We start from the raw sequence: 18,704 nt of genomic DNA on the forward strand, positions 1-18,704 counted from the left end.
CTACTGAATCACAAAGTCAGTGAATAACACTTTTTCAATAACAGGTTGCCCAACGGCCTGAGTTAGGCTCGCCTTGATGTCTTCTGTCGCTTTATCTCGTAGCTCAATGCGTCCTGTTGGAGAGCGCAGTTGGTCTACCGTGGCTGAAGCAAACGTTGCCAACAGGGTGCTTTCCACTAACGGAGAGTGGTAACGTGCCAACTCTTCATTCTTAGTACCACGAACCATCAGTTGTGCTTTGATCTGTACCAGGCGATCCTTTTTGTCTCCTGAGACATTAAATAGGAACGGCTGGGGAATATTGACATAAGCAACTGGCTCGGCAGCAGTCACTGGTGCCTGCGCTTGAGCTTCAGATTCAGCGGCGCTGTCATCCGAGCCCATTAAGAAAAATGCTGCGCCACCACCACCCAGTAGCAACACGACAACTGCAATAATAATGATCAGTAATTTACTTTTGCCTTTGGGTGCTTCTTGTTCTTCTGCCATGCTTATCTCTAATTCTTCGTTAAAAACATCTAACTGTCTGATGTGCACCTAATATTAGGCGTAATAACTAATTCCATCACGCTTTGACGCGACATTCAATTCAAGATTGCTGCTGTTATCAAGGTTTTCGTCACCTTGCCCATCATTTGCACTTCCTGAGCCTGATTGTCCACCACCTTCACCACTGTTGTAGCGATCTTGTCCCTGCCCTGTACTTTGTTGTTGTACAGATGAATCCGCCAGCTGCATTCCTTGCTGAGCGAGCATCTCACGCAATCTTGGCAACGTCTGTTCAATCACGTCTCGCGCTTGCTGGTTGGTCACGGTAAAGTGAACATTCGCGATGTCATTATTCATTGTCATGCGGATTTTTAGCTGCCCAAGCTCTGGTGGATCCAATCGGATATCCAAATTCTTCAAGTTCTTGGACATCATCATTTGAACTTTTTCGGCCACTTGCTCATTGGCAAGCTCTTTCGTCAACTGAAGCGGCGCTTGCTGCGCAGCTTGAATTTCTGCTCGCGTCGGAGCCGAACCTACTGGTGTGGTACCTTGCGTGCCTGCTGCAGAAGCTATCTGCTGTGCAAAACTGCTCTCTTTGCTCTCGTCTTTACCCGTTGTTCGCCCTAAACCAGCCAGTGCAGCTGCTCCCGCGCCAGCTTTTAGAATCGCGTCCTTAGAAACAGCCTTCGCAGCAAGCATCTCCGTACCCATTGGATTAGCAGCGACATTTTGTGCAGCTGCAAGGTTAATATCTGAAGATGATGCTTGAGCTGAAGCCTGCACCGTTGACGCATTGGACGCTTGTTGGGCTGCAGCTTGTTGAGCCTGTTGCATCTGAACCGATTGAGCTTGGTTTGACTGAGCGAGTGCTGCTTGAGCTTTATCTGCTGCCACATTCTGTTGCATCGCATGTTGAGTCGCTCCTGCTGCCACCGCGGCCGTAGCTGCCCACTTCTCAACTCCATCAGACGTCATTTCTGACGACTCCAATGGCGCATCCCAATTAATCGTTGCTGGTGCTTGGCTATAAAGCTGAGTCGCCTGCTCGGTCAATTGTGTACGCTGTTGTTGCAGCACAACTAATTCTGACGATGCTTTGGCTAACGTTTCTTTTTCACTGTCGGAGAGCGTTTCGCCACGCAGTTGCTTGCTCTCTAGCTCACTAACCACCACTTCGGTCGCTTCAATTTGAGTGTTTAATTGATTGATGGCTTGAGTATGCATTTCTACTTCCGCCGCCAGTTCTAATTCAGCCCGCGTTAGCGTTTGTGGTTGAGTAGAGCTTGCAGAGTTTTGCTCTGCTATTACCAACTGTTCAATCTGTTGTGGCGTCACACCTTGCTGCATCAACTGCTGGACTTGAGCTTGATCTAATTGAGAGACAGGAACACCATGAGTCATCATTGCTACTTTTTGTTCTAGTGCCGCCAACTGCTGGGAAGCTTGAACTTCCGTTGAATGCTCTTTGGACACAGCATCGGACGCCACCGCCAATTCGTTGCTAGCTACACCGGCCGAGACACCCGCATTGATCATTGCCATATCCTGAGGTTGCAGGGAGTCAATGGACGCATCAGTCGATACAGATTGAGTCACTTGCCCATTGAAAGGGTTCGTATTAGATGCCAAGTCGGCCTTAATTGCTTGTGAAGACTGTGCGTTGAAACCTGTCACAGGTGTCGCTGCATCTTGAGGCAAAGCTTTGCCGTTTGGCGGTGCTTGTAAGGTTTTATTTGCCTCATCCAATTGACCAAGCAGTTTATTGCCTTCACTCATTGCTGCAGATGCCTTAGTAGCATCAGCCGCTTTAGGGTCTGACGGCTGTGAGTCAGGGGTGTTCGCTGAAGCTTTTGATTGTGGCTTAACCCCTTCTTCTACCGATTGCTTCTCAGCAGGCACTTGTGCTTTAGCTGATGTAGCCTCACCATCTACGGGTGCTTTCTGGGCGCCACGCTCAGTGGCTACAGCACCGTTAGAAGCGGTTTGGCTCTCTTTTACCTGCTTATCATCAGCTGTCGTGCTTTTTCCGCTCTCGCTTTCTAAAAGCGCATCTTCGCTCTGTGACAAAGGCTTTGAGCCAGAAGACTGCTCCTCACCGTCTACCTTCTTCGCTGTATCGGCTGATTTATCAGACTTTGCTGCATCACCGGAGTCTGAAACGCTTTTTTCCACCTCAACAGAGTCACTGTTTTTGCTCGCTTTACCTGTCTCAGCTTTTACTTCTTCGCCAAGACCGAGCGCATCTTTAAGGGACGCGAAGAAACCTTTAGATTCACCACCTTCACTCGCTTGCGCTGAAGATCCGCTTGGCTCCAGCAGTGAAGTGGCTTTGCTAGTGACTGAATTTGAAGAAGGACTAACATTCATATATACAAGCTCTATCTACTCGCTTTGACGCCAAAAGCAATGACCGGCAAAAGCTATGGGACGGCAAAAAGAAAGTGAAGCTCCGAGCCCTATAGGCTCAAGAGCGTAATAACAGAACTAATGAAGCAAAAAACATGCCTGAGAAAACAATACTGTGAGAAAGGTCAATAAAGTGTGAGATTGAGGGAAAAATTAGCGACGTTGGCGGCTATATAGCAGAGTTGAAAACTCATCCATCTGTTTCTGCTCGCGTTGGTCTTGCAGCTTCGCTTTTTCTTTTTGCTTCTTTTCCATTAACCATTCGTACGACTTGCGTTGTTTACGCAATTCCATCCAATACTCTTGGCAGTTATCGACTTGGCTTTTAAAGTGCCCTTCTGCCTCTTTCTGTTTGGATAACGTATCGTCAAGCTGAGTCAAGAATCGATTTAAGTGGCCGTATTGGCTGGCCGTTAGCCCCGCTTTGCCACGATCCACTAACTGCTGGCAGTAGTCCAAGCGGTACTTCTCGATCTGCGCGACTTGTTCGTAATAGCCTTGCAGCTCTGCGTTGGCTTTGTTGAGTGCCAACACCGCTTGATTCTCTTTCTCTTTTGCTTGCTCTAGCAAGAACTCAAGTGCGTTATCCATCAGCAGCCAGCCTGTTTATCATACGTAGCCATGCACTTAGCCTCCCAACACGTGTTTCAACATGTTGACACACATATCGTAAGGGACAGTCTCTTTCATTTTCTGCTGTAGATATTCATCAAGTTTAGGCTTAAGGGTAAAGGCACTATCAATCGCTGGATCGGTACCCGGTTTATAAGCACCAATAGAGACCAAATCTTGGTTCTTACGACAAATCGACAGTACCTGTCTTACCGCTTTCGACATCAAGACATGCTCTTCTGACGTGATCTGTGGCATAACACGACTCACTGACTTCTCTATATCAATCGCAGGATAGTGACCGGCATCAGCCATTTCACGGGACAGAACAACGTGACCATCAAGAATGGCTCGTGACGCATCGGCAATTGGGTCTTGAAGATCATCACCTTCGGTTAAGACGGTAAAGAAAGCGGTAATCGAGCCTTGCTCATCACTGCCATTACCCGCACGTTCTACCAAAGCTGGCAGCTTAGCAAACACCGATGGCGGATAACCTTTGGTTGCTGGCGGTTCACCTACAGACAGGGCAATCTCACGCTGAGCTTGCGCAAAACGCGTGAGTGAATCCATTAATAGCAGGACATCTAGACCTTGGTCGCGGAAGTATTCAGCCACTGTAAGCGCTGTTTGACAGCCTTTAAGACGCATCAAAGGTGAAGCATCGGCAGGTGCAGCTACGACAACAGAACGCTTGCGGCCATCCTCACCTAGGATCTCTTCAATAAACTCTTTAACTTCTCGTCCACGCTCACCAATCAAACCCACAACAACAACTTGAGCAGTCGTACCGCGGGTCATCATTCCAAGCGTCACCGATTTACCCACACCTGAACCCGCAAACAGACCAATACGTTGACCTTTACCCACGGTAAGAAGGCCGTTGATTGCTTTTAAGCCAACATCCAGTGGTTCTGAAATCGGCTTACGAGCCAACGGATTAATAGGTTCGGCGTTAAATGAAGCGCGGTTTTCAGTATAAAGTGGTCCAAGTCCATCTAGCGGATTGCCTACACCGTCAATCACTCGACCAAGCAGTTCCATCCCGACAGGAATGCCACTCTCACTGGTCATTGGTGTAACGCGAGCTCCAGGTAAGATGCCGGTAATCTGTTCACTCGGCATTAAGAAAAGATTATCGCCTGAAAAGCCCACTACCTCAGCTTCCATATGACCAGACATGGTTTCAACTAGGCATAAACTACCAATCGGCGCTTTACATCCCGTAGCTTCCAAGGTTAATCCAACCACACGAACGAGTTTACCCGACGCGATTGGTCGAGATTTCAGGCCTTCTACCTTGTATTGGCCAAGACGTTCTGCAAGCGCTAACACTATTCGTTACCTTGATGACGATTCACGCCACAAAAATTTTGGATAACCTGACGTACACGATCTTCCATACGATAGTTCACGCTCGATTCACCCGCTTCGATCTGTACATCGCCACGATTCAGTGCCGGCTCGGCGACTAGTGTCCAATTACGGCAGTCTAGTTCTGTTTCACCATAGGCGGAGCGAATGATGGTGACATCTTCAGGATGCAGCTTCAGCGTTATCGCATGACCTGAGATAGGCAGCGACTCGACCGACTCTTTAACCGTATCAAGAATGATCTGAGGGTTGGTCTGCACTTCAACATGCACAACCTCTTTAACCATAGTCAGCACCATATCGACTAACTGCTTTTCGACTTGAGCATTCATCAGCTCTAGCGGTTGAGCAAATTGGTTGGCAAGACCCATGAAAATAGCGACTTGTTGTTGGATGTACTCTTGGCCAGCCGTCACACCCTCAAGCTTACCCGCTTCGGTGCCTTCCGCGTGACCTGCCGCAAAGCCTTCTTCTTTGCCTTTTTCATAACCCTGCTTGAAGCCCGCTTCCTGACCTTGATGCAGACCTTCTTGGTAAGCACCCTGCTTAATCAGCTCGATCTGCTCTTCGGTCAACACAAGCTCTTCATCTTCAATCGCTTCTTCAACCGTTGGCATCCAACTTGGATCGTAGTTGAAAGCCGTCTCTTTCGCTTGCTGGTGCGTATCAGACGTGTAATCAGGCAGCCCCCATTTCTGAGGTTCCGCTACCGTGTTGTCCTCATCGGGACGAAAAAAGCCGCGCTTTCTATCACCTGACATATTAATTACCTATCAAATAGACCAATAGTCCACATAATCATACTTCAACTCATAGAGTTTAGAACTTGATGAGCCATTGAGAAGCCGGCAAGAAGAAACCGTTCTTACGCACCGTTTATGCAAACGAAAAATAACAATGAAATCGATAAAGAAAAGCCCCATCAGTGTGGGGCTTAGTCGTTTCTAACTTATAGGAACTCGTCGGCACCACCAGACAGCATAATCTCGCCACTGTCGGCCATTTTCCTCGCAATGCCCAAGATCTCTTTCTGAGCTGCTTCAACATCCGAAACTTTCACTGGCGGCATCGCCTCGATATCGTCTCTCATCATATCGGCAGCACGTTTAGACATGTTCTTGAAGATCTTCTCACGCAGACCTTCATCAGCACCTTTGAGGGCTTTCTGTAGAACGTCTTGTGGTACATCACGCAGCAACTTCTGAACACCTTGGTCGTCGACTTCGATAAGGTTCTCGAAGACGAACATAAGGTCTTGAATCTGAGTTGCCATGTCTTCGTCTTGGTCGCGGATTTGATCCATCAACACGCCCTCGACGTTGTTGTCCATGTAGTTCATGATCTCTGCCGCTGCCTTCAGGCCGCCAATCTTGGCCGCTTGAGCACCGGCTTGACCAGCAAACTGTTTCTCCATGATTTCGTTCAACTCAGCCAGTGCTGAAGGTTGAACTTCTTCAAGGTTCGCAATACGCATCATCAAGTCTAGGCGAACACGTTCAGGGAACTGAGACAAAATTTCTGCAGACTGATCCGCTTCTAAGTACGAAAGTACAATCGTCTGGATCTGCGGGTGCTCATTTATAATGATGCTCGCAACCTGACGAGGATCCATCCACTTCAATGAATCAAGACCTTTCGACCCTGTACCCAGAAGGATTTGGTCAACAAGGTTATTCGCTTTGTCTTCACCCAGAGCAGCCACCAGCGCATTACGCATAAAGTCTTCGCTGCCCATACCAATGTTGGTGTACTTCTGAATGTCATCCAGGAAAGCGCGGTGCACTGCGCCTACTTTCTCTTGAGAAAGGTCTGCGGCACGCGCCATAGCACTACCTACACGCTGAACCTGTTTAGGCTCTAGGTGGCGAATAATACCTGCGGCATCTTCTTCGTTAAGACTTAACAACAAGATCGCCGCGCGCTCGTCACCAGAAATCGATGCGATATCAATGTTCGCAACTTCTGCTACTTCTCCACCTTCACCTTGTGGAACAATTTCGTTAGCCATCTGCCATCCAATTCTTAACTACTTGAGCCGCTAGCTCTGGTTCATTCGCTACCAGAGCACGTACTGCTTTCAATACATCTTCATCTTTATGAAGGTTTGGTAGGTCAATGCTTGAGCCAAACTCAAACAGTTCACCACCTTCAATATCGCTACCAATCAGGCTCGTTTCGCCATCGGCACCAATTGGTAATCCATCAGGACCGTATGCTTGTTCATCTTCGTCTTCTGCTGGGTTAAGCAGTTTCTTCATCGCTGGGCGAACCAGCACAAGAACGACAACAATGATCACGAGTGCACTTGCAAACCAACGAACCCAATCGTTGAAGTTCGGGTGATCCCAAATCGGTACATCTGGCATAACATCAGTAACTTGCGGTGCGAATTGAACACTCAATACATTCAATAAGTCACCACGACCTTCGTCAAAGCCAACCGTACCGATGAGCACTTGTCTAATGGCATTAATTTCTGATTCGCTCAGTGGTGTATGAACCACTTCGCCAGTATCTGGATTCACAGATTGACGGTTCTTAATCGCAACCGACACTGTTTGACGATTCACCGTGCCGCTCTGTTTGCGCTCATGACTGATGGTGGTATCCAGTTCAAAGTTGCGCGTTGCCTCTTTATGAACTGAACCTTGCCCCATTAAAGAGCCATCTTTCATTTGCGCCACATCTTGTGGAATCGATGCATCCGCTGGCGGTTGATTGCTTAACGCACCCGGAACACCTGCTACGGTACTACCGTTGTTGTAATCTTCTAGCGTGTACTCACTGCGTGTAGCCGGAGTATTCGGATCAAAACGCTTGCGAGTCTGCTCCACAGCGCTGAAATCAAGCTGAATATCTACTTGTGCTGTGTAGTTACCAAAACCAAGAATCGGGATCAGTACTGAATCAATCTTTTCACGTAGAGCCTGCTCTTGGTTTCGCTCCAACTCATGCTCTTTACGGCGAGCTGCTGAGGCTGGGTCTTGAGATCCTGAACTCAGCAAGCGACCATGTTGATCGGTCACAGTAATGCGTGACGTTTTCATTCCAGGTACGGCGCTCGCTACCATGTCCACAACAGAATCGACTTCTTGTTGCTTAAGGTTCGTGCCCGTTTTAAGCGTCAAAAATACCGACGCCGATGCTTCTTGATTATGACGAACAAATACGCTCTGTTTTGGTAGCGCTAACAGTACTTGCGCCTTACGCACTTGCTTCATCTGCTCAATCGCTTTCGCCAGCTGACGCTCACGACTTAGCTTTAAGCGCTCTTGTTCAAGACGTTGAGAAACACCAAAGCCCATATCCTGCATTAGGATATCGTCGCCTGCGTTCTTCTCTTGGTTTAAGCCAGCACGCACCATATCCAGCTTCAGTGAGTTGTATTCACTGGCCGGAACCGAGATGGTGTTACCCTCTAATGAGTATTGAATTTTTTGCTGATCTAAATAGTCCAGCACAGGGATCAATTCTTCGGTCTCGTAAGCACCTAATGGACGCATTTCTGGCTCTTTGACCCAGAAAAACAGCATCACAATGAGCGCTACACAAATAGAGATCGAGAGAACTAGTACGACTTGACGCAGGAGATCAAGATCCCCCACCGCCATGTCGAACTTTGATGAGCTGCGCTCGCCTAGATCAGGATTTTGCCCTTCGTTGTCCACGTCTGCCCCTGCAACGAGTGCATGGTCATTCGCATCACTAACGGCTAAATCTGTTGTTTGACTATTTTCTGCCACTATCTACTACCTAACACTATACCGGCATATTCATAAGCTCTTTATACGACTCAACCAGTTTGTTTCTGATCTGAATCGTCGCTTCAAAAGCCACACTAGATTTATTTCGAGCAATCATTACGTCGGAGAGCGAAACACTCTCGTCACCGCTATCAAAACGGGTTTGAAGATCCCCTGAGGTTTTCTGTAACGAGTTCACGTTGTTGATGGCTTGCGTCAACATATTGCCGAAATCTGCACCAACCGTTTGTCCAGTCGCAGCCGGACGCGTGTTTGCAGCTTCCACCATCATTGCCTGCATCTCGCCTTGTAAACCATCTATTCTCATTTACTACCTCAGAGTCAAAATTATGACTTTCTTTGTTGCTGTACTATTGATAGAGCAATTAATGTGCCACTGTCTATAAAAAGGCAGTGGCAGGGTGATTAAATATCGTACTCTATGTCTGCATTGAATGCAGAATTAATCGCTTCCTAGTTTGGGATATCTATCCCAGCATCACGCATTTTCGCCAGTTTGTAGCGCAGAGTACGTGGACTAATACCCAATTTTTCGGCCATATCTTTACGGCGGCCATTACAGGCAATCAATGTCTCAAGAATAATTGCGTACTCTTGATCACGCAGCTCATTACCCAATCCCTCACCAGCCGAAGAGACTTTCGTCACTGGGTTGGCTTCGGCAATTGGTTTTACTTCTGGTGTCGCCACATCGTTGCCTTCAACAATCTGTTGTAGGCTACTAGCATCTTGCCAATCTACGCCTTCAAGCAAAATATGCTCGCCAGAGATGTTAGCTTGCTCGCTCAATATTAGCGCACGCTGTACCACATTGTCTAATTCTCGTACATTTCCTGGCCACGGGTAGCTCACCAGTTTACTGATAGCTTCAGTAGAAATGGTCGGTACCGGCATGCCCAACTTAGTGCAGTGACGCTCAATCAGATGCTTAGCCAGTGGCTCAATATCACCCTTTCGTTCACACAGTGGTGGCCAAGAAATTGGGAACACATTGAGTCGGTAATACAAGTCTTCACGGAAGTTACCTTCCGAGACATACTGTTTTAAATCGCGGTTACTAGTCGCCAACACTCGTACATCTAGCTTGATGCTCTTGCGGCTACCAAGGCGTTCAACCTCACGCTCTTGCAGTACACGTAACAGCTTCGCCTGAAGGTTAAGATCCATCTCACTGATCTCATCCAGCAAAATCGTACCGCCCTGCGCTTGTTCAAACTTACCTGGGCACGCTTGAATCGCGCCAGTGAACGCGCCTTTTTCATAGCCAAACAGTGTCGCTTCTAGCATGTTATCTGGAATCGCAGCACAGTTAATCGCAACGAACGGGCCATCTTTACGGTTTGACGCATTGTGGATGTAGCGCGACATCACCTCTTTGCCCGAACCACTTGGTCCTAAAACCATCACGTTGGCATCGGTTTTTGCCACCTTGTCGGCTAGCATCAATAGTTTCAGGCTCTTTTCATCAGCAACAACTGCATCACCGTTATCATCTGACTTAACAGGCGCATAGCGGCTCACCATGTTCAACAGAACTTCTGGTGCGAATGGCTTAGCCATGTAATCAATCGCGCCTTCTTTCATCGCGGCAACGGCATCTTCAATGTTTGCGTAAGCAGTCATCAGTAGTACTGGTAGATTTGGCCAGTTCTGTTTGATGTTTCTAAGCAGTGCCAAACCGCCCATTCCCGCCATTTGAACGTCGGATACCACGATGTCAACAGAGTTAGACTTTAACTTGACCAGAGCATCTTCCGCGCAATCCGCTTCTAGCCATTCGTAGCCAGCGAGCGCGAGTGTATCGACTAAGGCTTCACGTAGGCCTTCATCGTCTTCTACGATTAACACTTTGCTTTGAGCCATGTGATTCTCCAGTGTAAATTCAGTTAAAACTTAAATACTTTCAGCAGTAGAGGCGCGTTCTAATGGTAAACACATCGTAAAGCATGCGCCATCGCCCTCTTCTGATATTAATTCTAATCGCCCTTCGTGAGCGCGGCACACCATCTGTACCACCGCCAAGCCAAGTCCTGTGCCTTGTGAGCGCGTGGTGAAAAACGGCTCCATGATTTTTCCTTGTAGCTCTTTCGGTACACCCGGTCCACTATCTTGAACCGAGATCTTAAGCTCACCGTTTACTGGTCGGAAAAACACATCGATTTGTGACTCTTTACCCGCAATCTGTACAGCATTGAGAACCAGATTACTTAAAGCAGAAGCGATGGCGTTGGCATTGCCAAACATTTGCGTCTCTTCAGCTTCAACTTCTTGGAAATAGTCGATGTTGTTGGTCTTGAGTGCCGTCTCGACCATCGGCTGATATTCAGCGATCAATTCTGAAACAGTAAACGGCTTCACGACTTTATTATCACCACCTTTAGCGAACAACAGCATATCATTAACCTGCTTCTCTAGGTCATGCAGTCTATCCATAAGCTTAGTTTGAAAGCGCGTTTTTGTGGCAGGTGGCAAGTTTGGCGCGGCTAAATTAGAAGCATAGAGCATCGCGCTGGACAATGGCGTGCGCACTTGGTGTGCCAAAGAGGCCACCATTCTGCCCAATGAAGAAAGTCTTTGAAGGTCACTGACACGAGCTTGAAGTAGTCGTGTTTCTGTCAGATCGGTAATTAAAATAAGCTGACCAGTGGCTGATGCTGAGATCGCCAAACGAACCTTACGGCCATTTTTTAGCGAGATTTCATGACCATCGTCATCTTTAGGATCAAACGCACTCTGGATAACAGAGAACCACTTCTCCCCCACCAGCTCAACACCTAAGATACGATGCGCCTCAGGGTTCGCCTCTCTTACCTCACCATGAGTATCCAACAAGATTACGCCAGCAGGCATCACATCGAGTACTTGCTTGTATCGCTCAACTTGCTGCTCAACAGAGTCTAGGTGTGATTGGTTTTCTGGTTCGTCAGATACGTGCATATAAAAAATTGGCCTCAAATACTAGAATAGCCTGACATGCACCACACACATCAGGCTATTCGCTATATTTATCACATAGTTAAGCCGTCAACAACTCGGCTATCTCTGATTAAAAGGTAGATCAGGGTTCACTCTGTTCCGCCTTAATCAGGAAGATTTATCGCTGCAGATTGTATTTGCGCATTTTCTCAACAAGGGTTGTACGTCGCATACCCAACATGTCTGCGGCACGAGCAACCACACCACCTTGTGCTTCTAGTGCTTGGTTGATCATATTGACTTCCAAATCAGCAAGCAGCTCTTTCAAGTTTACGCCTTCTGGCGGCAACTCTTGAGGAGCATTGGCGTTGTCATTTAGGTCATCTTGTTGATCAAAACTGAAATCTTCAGAGAATAGATCCGCTAATGCATCACGCTCTTGCTCCTCTTCCGATACAAAGCTATTAAACTCTGGCTGGAATTCAGGAATGTCACTGTAGCGATACTTAGTAGGCAGATGATTAACATCGACCAAGCTGTTTGGATACAGAATAACCATACGCTCAACAAGATTTGCCAACTCGCGAACGTTACCCGGCCAGTCATGCTCCATCAAAGAGTTAACAGCGCGTGGAGTAAAGCAGATCGGCATGCTGCCTTCCGCTTCCATGCGTGTCATCAGCTCTTGTAGCAGCAGTGGGATATCTTCTTTGCGCTCTTGAAGTGCTGGCATCTCAATTGGGAACACATTCAATCGATAGTAGAGATCCTCACGGAACGCTTCGTCATCGATCATGCTTTCAAGATTACGGTGTGTCGCCGCAATAACACGCACATTTGCTTGAAGTGTCGCGTTGCCGCCTACACGTTCAAAACAACGCTCTTGCAATACGCGCAGCAATTTTACTTGCATCGCCATTGGCATATCGCCAACTTCATCAAGAAACAGAGTACCGCCTTCAGCGAGTTCGAAACGGCCTTTACGTGCTGTAATTGCCCCAGTAAATGCCCCTTTCTCGTGACCAAAGAGCTCACTCTCTAACAAGTCTGGCGGAATGGCACCACAGTTCACAGGAACGAAAGGCCCACTGCGACGTTTTGAATGGTAGTGGATATTACGTGCCACAACTTCTTTACCTGTACCAGACTCACCTAAAATCAATACATTTGCTTCAGTTGAAGAGACCTGCTCGATGAGGTGACGTACCTCCTGAATACCAGAGCTTTGGCCTACTAGGCTACGAAACAGAGTATTTTTACGTGCTGATGAGACAACGTTAACGCCCTTACGGCCTAAGAAGTCTTTGCAATGCCTTAATGCATCACTGAGTTGCGGGTAATTAAGTGGCAGCTCAAGCTCACCAACATAGTTGGTTAACTCATCCACAGAATAGTTGTGCTTGCCCATCACTAACAGGGGGATGTGGTTAGCGTTGATCAGCTGTTCATTGAGTAAAGAAGTGAAGCCGTTGCCCTTAATAGAGCCAATAATGCACCCAGCCCACTGTTGAGACCAGTCGACCTTGTGTGCTTGTTCAGAGCTGACAACTTCGCAGCCCTCTCCTACAAACTCTAATATTGTGCTTAAATTGTGACGCTCTTGAGCATTATCGTCTACGACAAGCAGTTTTGACAAACCTTGCATAAGTAGGATGTATTGCCTTTATTATTGGTGTGATGCGGAAAACATTAAGCAACGTAATCTATAAAACAGAAAAAAGTATCATTGATAAGATTAACGATAGACAAATTATGAAAATCAGCAACGAAAAAAAGCCATTAGGCTATCTAATGGCTTCTATTTTATTTGATTAAAAAAATAAGGCAACCAACCAATTAACTCATGTGACGTTGGTTAGAACTTTGAATTTGCTCTAAATACCCACTTCTGCAGAGGTTAAATTGTGATATTCATTCGGGATCTGGTCCCAAGCGCTCTTAATCTCGCGAATGATATCAATCACGTCATCAATCGGTTGAGGATCATTTTTGTGATTCGCCGCAGAAATTTGAGTGATCATAAATTCATAAAGTTGATCTAGGTTTTTCGCGATGTCACCGCCATCGTCCATTGATAGACAGCTACGAAGGCTAATAATAATGTCCAACGCCTTACCCAGACGCTCACCCTTCACAGGAATGTTGCCTGCTTGCATCGCCGCCTTGCCTTGAATAAGACGCTCGATAGCGCCTGCCATCAACATTTGAACAATTTTATGGGGTGAGGCAGCAGTAAGCTGACTATCCACTGATACCTTTTTATATGCCTGTAAAGAACCGCGCATAGTAAACCTCTTTTATAAAAACTTTTTATACTGTTGAACTGATTTGTTTCCGTGACGGTACTTCTGTAAGTCTTTGCCGACTCGTGTCGTTTCCGCTTGCATCAATTCAACCAATTTTCTTGTTCTCGTAATGGCATCATACCATTCCGAACTTTGCTTAACGTCGGGGTGTGAATCCAATAAATGAAGCACGTTTTGCAACAACTGTTCTCTGTTATCGACAAGCGCCATTATTTCTTCAGTATTAATTTCACTTATTTCGAACTTAGCCATAATTTGTTGATCTAGTTCACAAAGCTTCTGAAGTTCGTCCTTCATCTACTAACCCAACGCATTCATCATACTGCCCAACTGGGACTGCATTTTACCGGTCGCTTCTTGCATTGCAGTAAAGCGAGAATGGGTGCGGCTTTCTAACCCTTCCATGCGGCGATCCAGTGCCGCTTGGTCATCCACTAGTCGGTAGTTCTGTTCAACCAAGCTTCGCTCACGGGTTCGAATTGAGCCAGTGACACCTGTAATACCTTGGATAGCATCTTCTACTTTTTTAGCAAAACCATTATTGCCACCAAAGAATTCACCCAACTTATCAAAGTTGTTGTTCAGTTGACGATCCAGCATATCGTAATTGATTTCAAGTGTACCTTGACGCGTTGTAGTGATACCAAATTCAGTCAGCGATCTGATGTCTGGTGGCGCGTCTTTAATGCTGGTTGAAAATACACTCTTCAAGCGTGAGTCCGCATTTCTCACGGTACTATCACCCGCTAAGGGTCCTTTTTGACCAGTAGTGGGATCGACACCAGACAGACTCTGAGAAACTTGGTAGAACTGATTGTATGAGGCAACAAAAGCCTCAATATCTTGACGTACACTGCCACGGTCGTACTCAACACCAATTTCCGCTGGGGCTTTATCTTTCGGTGTTTTACCTTTTACTGTGATATCAATACCTTCAATGGCATCTTCAATCACATTGTTGTTACTCGAAAGCTGAGCGACACCATCAAGTACAACCATGGAATCTTGACCTGCTTGTACCTCTGTCATACCGCTGTAAGTATCAAACGACTGCTGCGCTCTCTCTAGATCAGCTTGAGCTTTATCGATTTTCTCTAGGTGCTCTCGCTCTTCTTGAGGAAGTTTTGAACGTTCAATATCTTTAGCTTGCTGTTCAGTAATCTCGCCCTTTGCTACACGCTCAGCCAATGCCGCTTTTTCTTCCGCGGTTTTCTCTTCTATACGAGCTTGTTCAGCCTCAAGCTTTTGCTGAGCTTCTTTAGGTGTAACGTAAGAATCCGTCAGTGTACCCGAAGCTGCGTTAGTCCAGCCCGGTACATCTGGCGCCTTCTCTATCGCTTTCTCGTCCAATTCCAATTCAGGTGTGTAGTAAGAATCTAACAAGGTTCCAGATGCGGTTTCTGTCCAGCCTGGGATGTTGTCTTCCGGCATAACAGAAGCCGATGCCTTCGCTGCATCTAACGCTGCTTGTCCGGCAGCGGCTGCCGCCTCACCGTAAGTCATGCTACTTGGGTCTTGATCTACTTCTGGATCAAGCGGTAGGTTTTCCGAATCAGACGCCTCTTGTGGCATAGGGTTGCCATCCGCATCTAATTCTTGTGGAGTCTCGGTTGCCGCTTCGATAGGGGCAGTTTCTTGCCCTGGAGCAGGCTCTGAAAGGATCTCTTGAGCAGCAAGACGTGCCGACTCTAAAGCTTTTACGCGCTCTTCAAGAGTTTTGTATTCAAGTTTTTTAAGGGGGTTATCCGATTGCGCATCGACATTGATACTGATCTGTTGCTCAGCACCAGATAGGTTTGACGCGACGATAAGGCGAGGACCCTCAACGTCATTGATTACCGAGGCACGTACACCTGGGTTATTACTTGCGCCATTGATGCCACGTACAACGTCGATAAGTTTCGAGCGCTCACCGACTTGTACATCAAAGCTCTTCTCACCGAGCGAAACCTGCAGCTTACCTGGGCCAAATTTCATGTCTTCCGACAATACATCAGAAGCCACTTTATGGCTTTGGGCAAGCTGCAACACATCGATGGCATATTTGCCTGCAATTGCATCCGTAGTAGCGGTTGCAGAGACAACTCCGTCATCGGTACTTTCTACTGTTCTCACAGCAAAAGCTTTTTCCTGACGAAAGTTCGTCATTAAGTTTTTCATCGAATCAAGCGATTCTCTGAGTCTTCCATAGGCACTAATGCTGGAATCGATTCGCGTTCTTTCATTGTCGATACGTTGCTGCTTAGGCACACGCTCCGCATCTACAATTTTGCTGACCATGGAGTTGATATCCATGCCAGACGACATCCCAAGTGGGCCTAAACTCATCAAATCACCTCAATAATACGACTTAAACCTTCGCCTCCAATAGCCCGCTATTTGAGGTTTGGGCCGCTAGGCGCCTTAAAATCTCAAGCATCTCTTCATCAGGTATTTGACGAATAATATCGCCTGTTGTGGCTTCGTATATCGTCACCACATCTCTACCCGACTCTTCATCCACTTTAAAGGCAACACCCTTGTTGATAGAAGAGATGAACTCATTCATCTTCTCTACCATTTTAACGCGCTCTTCTTTATTTAGCTCCTGTCGATCTTGAGCTAATTGAATCGCCGCTTCGGTAGCATCCTCTTGCGATTTCTCTACCTTTTCTTTGGGTGCAACTTCTAATGGTTTAGAAACACTTGGCGCACTGCTACCTTCATCGAATGCAAATTTAATGCCATTAGGTGAGCCATAAGGCTGGACGTTCGATGCGCTGGATGATATTTCCATAACACTCTCCTTCCGACCTTAAATGAGCCATGGCATAAGAGCCCTACCTAGGTAGACCTCTATTGCCGCCTACTTAGTAAGCTTAGCCCAATAAGCTTAGAGCTGCTGATGGCGATTGCTTCGCTTGAGCTAGGATTGAAGTACTCGCCTGTTGTAGGATTTGAGACTTAGTCATAGCTGTCGTTTCTTTCGCGTAATCAGTATCTTTGATACGGCTCTTAGATGCATTAACGTTTTCGTTGATGTTATCTAAGTTGCTGATTGCGTGATCAAAACGGTTTTGGAAAGCACCCAGAGAAGCACGTTGGCTGTCTACAGACTTAAGCGCACCATCAATGATAGAAACCGCTTCGTTAGCGCCAGCTACAGAAGTTACGTCGATATCGTTAACTGTTACTTCTTTGCCGCTACCAATACCTAGGTCGCCAGCTAGGCTGCCGCCGAACTCAACATCACCTTGTACTTTTTGGCTTGAAGCGAACAGCTGTAGTTTGCCGCCTTCACCAACAGAAGCTTTAACGTCTTCACTTTGACCGTTAATGTAAGTCGCAAGTTCTTCAATATCGTTACCTGCTTTCGCAGAGATATTCACTTCTTGCTCTTCACCAAACTTGTCTTTGTACTTCATCGTTAGGTCAGAACCTGCCGCTACAGTCCAAGAAGAGTCTTTGCCTTCTTCAACTGTGTAGCTCTTACCACCCATGTCTTGAGTGTCAGTACGCATGTTACCCATAGATAGCATTACAGCTTCACCAGAGTCCGCACCGATTTGGAAAGATTGGCTACCGTAAGTACCGTTTAGAAGCTTATTACCACCGAAAGAGGTTGTTTCAGCGATACGGTTCAGCTCGTCGTTAAGTGCCGTTACTTCTTCTTGAATTGCAACACGTTCAGCTTTGCTGTTTGAGCCGTTTGCAGATTGTAGAGAAAGGTCACGCATACGTTGCAGAATGTTTGTAGACTCATTCATTGCACCTTCAGCTGTTTGTGCAATAGAAATACCGTCGTTCGCATTCTTCACAGCCATGTCTAGGCCGCGGCTTTGAGACGTTAAGCGGTTTGAGATTTGTAGGCCTGCAGCATCATCTTTTGCGCTATTGATTTTATAGCCAGAAGACAAACGCTCCATTGATTTTTGAGTACCTTCAGCTGCGCCATTTAGGTAGCGCTGAGCCGTCATTGCAGACACGTTAGTGTTTACATTAATTGCCATAGTTGATCTCCTTTAGGCATTTCTGATGCACGCCAGTGACTCTCACCTCACATAAAGCACACATCAATATTGTCTGATGTACCGCTGCGTCTCTCACCTCACATTGGTACATCTCATTTCTCTCAATCCCTTTAACGGCGCTTTGATTAGAAGCTTTAACAAAAAAATCGATTTTTTTGGTTTTATTTTCAATAACAAGAGAAAGTGTGATCGCAGTTCAACTAATCGGGCGATATTCGCTAAATAATCAACTATTGATGAATTTATAAGCACATGGTTACTTATTAATTTGCCCTGAAACTATCGCTTTGGGCTACTACTGATACGGGAACGGTAATAAGTACCTTGAACTAAACCTCCCTCTACCAAAAACAATTTCAATCCTTTGTGATTACGTGATTAAGAGCGAGATCCCTGATACCTCGTTCTACTCGGTTCTGGGATGACTGTTTAGGACATTGAGGGTGAGTAGCAAATTGCCCATTTTTAGTCATTCCCTACAGGGAGGGACGACCGTGATAGGGAATCTCTTGCCACCCACAATCACAATTAGTAGTTCCCCCAATACGCTTTACCAAACACCAAAAACGCGAAAACCCAGCCGAAGCTGGGTTTGTTTAGCGCTCATCTCTCACCACGAGCTAATTTGTGGAAGAGGCACTGACAAACGCAATGCCACTTTTATTTGATTAACCTAGTAGGCTAAGTGCTGAGTTCGGTGCTTGCTTCGCTTGAGCAAGAATCGAGCTAGACGCTTGAGAAAGAATTTGCGACTTAGTCATTTGCGTCGTTTCTTTCGCGAAGTCTGTGTCTTTAATACGGCTCTTAGATGCATTCACGTTTTC

The 18,704-nt window shown here is 46.6% G+C and carries 17 protein-coding genes; all 17 read right to left on the minus strand.

Going from position 1 to position 18,704, the window contains the following annotated elements:
- Window positions 1–489 (minus strand): flagellar basal body-associated protein FliL, encoded by a 489-nt coding sequence (gene fliL / locus L1D60_RS19630; protein ID WP_239842554.1) that lies wholly within the window; start codon window positions 487–489, stop codon window positions 1–3.
- 54 nt (window positions 490–543) lie between these two features.
- Window positions 544–2,859, minus strand: coding sequence for a flagellar hook-length control protein FliK (locus tag L1D60_RS19635; protein ID WP_239842555.1), 2,316 nt, complete (start codon window positions 2,857–2,859; stop codon window positions 544–546).
- Window positions 2,860–3,051: 192 nt separating this feature from the next.
- A complete protein-coding gene (fliJ, locus tag L1D60_RS19640) occupies window positions 3,052–3,489 on the minus strand; it encodes a flagellar export protein FliJ (protein WP_032549657.1) in 438 nt (145 codons plus the stop codon).
- 36 nt (window positions 3,490–3,525) lie between these two features.
- The gene (fliI, locus tag L1D60_RS19645) at window positions 3,526–4,845 is read right to left on the minus strand and encodes a flagellar protein export ATPase FliI (RefSeq protein WP_239842556.1); all 1,320 of its coding nucleotides are present in this window, start codon (window positions 4,843–4,845) and stop codon (window positions 3,526–3,528) included.
- On the minus strand, window positions 4,845–5,645 hold the full coding sequence (fliH, locus tag L1D60_RS19650; protein ID WP_032549660.1) for a flagellar assembly protein FliH: 801 nt from the start codon (window positions 5,643–5,645) through the stop codon (window positions 4,845–4,847). Before fliH ends, fliI begins: the two co-directional genes overlap by 1 nt.
- A gap of 188 nt (window positions 5,646–5,833) precedes the next feature.
- Complete coding sequence (fliG, locus tag L1D60_RS19655) at window positions 5,834–6,892, minus strand: flagellar motor switch protein FliG (RefSeq protein ID WP_239842557.1); 1,059 nt, start codon at window positions 6,890–6,892, stop codon at window positions 5,834–5,836.
- Window positions 6,885–8,627, minus strand: a complete 1,743-nt coding sequence (gene fliF / locus L1D60_RS19660) for a flagellar basal-body MS-ring/collar protein FliF (RefSeq protein ID WP_239842558.1) — start codon at window positions 8,625–8,627, stop codon at window positions 6,885–6,887. The genes fliG and fliF overlap by 8 nt, the downstream gene beginning before the upstream one ends.
- A gap of 16 nt (window positions 8,628–8,643) precedes the next feature.
- The gene (fliE, locus tag L1D60_RS19665; protein ID WP_032549664.1) at window positions 8,644–8,955 is read right to left on the minus strand and encodes a flagellar hook-basal body complex protein FliE; all 312 of its coding nucleotides are present in this window, start codon (window positions 8,953–8,955) and stop codon (window positions 8,644–8,646) included.
- Window positions 8,956–9,101: 146 nt separating this feature from the next.
- Window positions 9,102–10,511, minus strand: a complete 1,410-nt coding sequence (locus L1D60_RS19670) for a sigma-54 dependent transcriptional regulator (RefSeq protein WP_239842559.1) — start codon at window positions 10,509–10,511, stop codon at window positions 9,102–9,104.
- 30 nt (window positions 10,512–10,541) lie between these two features.
- Window positions 10,542–11,585, minus strand: a complete 1,044-nt coding sequence (locus L1D60_RS19675; protein ID WP_239842560.1) for an ATP-binding protein — start codon at window positions 11,583–11,585, stop codon at window positions 10,542–10,544.
- Between the two features lie 157 nt (window positions 11,586–11,742).
- The gene (locus L1D60_RS19680) at window positions 11,743–13,209 is read right to left on the minus strand and encodes a sigma-54 dependent transcriptional regulator (RefSeq protein WP_239842561.1); all 1,467 of its coding nucleotides are present in this window, start codon (window positions 13,207–13,209) and stop codon (window positions 11,743–11,745) included.
- A 229-nt stretch (window positions 13,210–13,438) separates the two neighbouring features.
- Window positions 13,439–13,849 carry a flagellar export chaperone FliS gene (gene fliS, locus L1D60_RS19685; RefSeq protein ID WP_008218262.1) on the minus strand — a complete coding sequence of 137 codons (411 nt, stop codon included), beginning with the start codon at window positions 13,847–13,849 and terminating at the stop codon, window positions 13,439–13,441.
- A gap of 12 nt (window positions 13,850–13,861) precedes the next feature.
- A complete protein-coding gene (locus tag L1D60_RS19690; protein ID WP_239842562.1) occupies window positions 13,862–14,167 on the minus strand; it encodes a flagellar protein FliT in 306 nt (101 codons plus the stop codon).
- A gap of 3 nt (window positions 14,168–14,170) precedes the next feature.
- Window positions 14,171–16,198, minus strand: a complete 2,028-nt coding sequence (gene fliD, locus L1D60_RS19695) for a flagellar filament capping protein FliD (protein ID WP_239842563.1) — start codon at window positions 16,196–16,198, stop codon at window positions 14,171–14,173.
- A gap of 22 nt (window positions 16,199–16,220) precedes the next feature.
- Complete coding sequence (gene flaG / locus L1D60_RS19700) at window positions 16,221–16,646, minus strand: flagellar protein FlaG (protein ID WP_239842564.1); 426 nt, start codon at window positions 16,644–16,646, stop codon at window positions 16,221–16,223.
- Between the two features lie 82 nt (window positions 16,647–16,728).
- Window positions 16,729–17,859, minus strand: coding sequence for a flagellin (locus tag L1D60_RS19705; RefSeq protein ID WP_239842565.1), 1,131 nt, complete (start codon window positions 17,857–17,859; stop codon window positions 16,729–16,731).
- A 689-nt stretch (window positions 17,860–18,548) separates the two neighbouring features.
- Window positions 18,549–18,704, minus strand: a 156-nt coding sequence (locus tag L1D60_RS19710; RefSeq protein ID WP_256859724.1) for a flagellin, incomplete at its 5' end; no start/stop codon positions are given.

The sequence above is a fragment of the Vibrio sp. Isolate30 genome (genome assembly GCF_022397975.1).
Taxonomy (GTDB): Bacteria; Pseudomonadota; Gammaproteobacteria; order Enterobacterales; family Vibrionaceae; genus Vibrio; species Vibrio fortis.

Bases quoted from the DNA above. Each gene is read 5' to 3' on its own strand.
- fliL (WP_239842554.1), bottom strand. From the start codon at position 489: ATGGCAGAAGAACAAGAAGCACCCAAAGGCAAAAGTAAATTACTGATC.
- L1D60_RS19635 (WP_239842555.1), bottom strand. From the start codon at position 2,859: ATGAATGTTAGTCCTTCTTCAAATTCAGTCACTAGCAAAGCCACTTCA.
- fliJ (WP_032549657.1), bottom strand. From the start codon at position 3,489: ATGGATAACGCACTTGAGTTCTTGCTAGAGCAAGCAAAAGAGAAAGAG.
- fliH (WP_032549660.1), bottom strand. From the start codon at position 5,645: ATGTCAGGTGATAGAAAGCGCGGCTTTTTTCGTCCCGATGAGGACAAC.
- fliG (WP_239842557.1), bottom strand. From the start codon at position 6,892: ATGGCTAACGAAATTGTTCCACAAGGTGAAGGTGGAGAAGTAGCAGAA.
- fliE (WP_032549664.1), bottom strand. From the start codon at position 8,955: ATGAGAATAGATGGTTTACAAGGCGAGATGCAGGCAATGATGGTGGAA.
- L1D60_RS19670 (WP_239842559.1), bottom strand. From the start codon at position 10,511: ATGGCTCAAAGCAAAGTGTTAATCGTAGAAGACGATGAAGGCCTACGT.
- L1D60_RS19675 (WP_239842560.1), bottom strand. From the start codon at position 11,585: ATGCACGTATCTGACGAACCAGAAAACCAATCACACCTAGACTCTGTT.
- L1D60_RS19680 (WP_239842561.1), bottom strand. From the start codon at position 13,209: ATGCAAGGTTTGTCAAAACTGCTTGTCGTAGACGATAATGCTCAAGAG.
- fliS (WP_008218262.1), bottom strand. From the start codon at position 13,849: ATGCGCGGTTCTTTACAGGCATATAAAAAGGTATCAGTGGATAGTCAG.
- L1D60_RS19690 (WP_239842562.1), bottom strand. From the start codon at position 14,167: ATGAAGGACGAACTTCAGAAGCTTTGTGAACTAGATCAACAAATTATG.
- fliD (WP_239842563.1), bottom strand. From the start codon at position 16,198: ATGAGTTTAGGCCCACTTGGGATGTCGTCTGGCATGGATATCAACTCC.
- flaG (WP_239842564.1), bottom strand. From the start codon at position 16,646: ATGGAAATATCATCCAGCGCATCGAACGTCCAGCCTTATGGCTCACCT.
- L1D60_RS19705 (WP_239842565.1), bottom strand. From the start codon at position 17,859: ATGGCAATTAATGTAAACACTAACGTGTCTGCAATGACGGCTCAGCGC.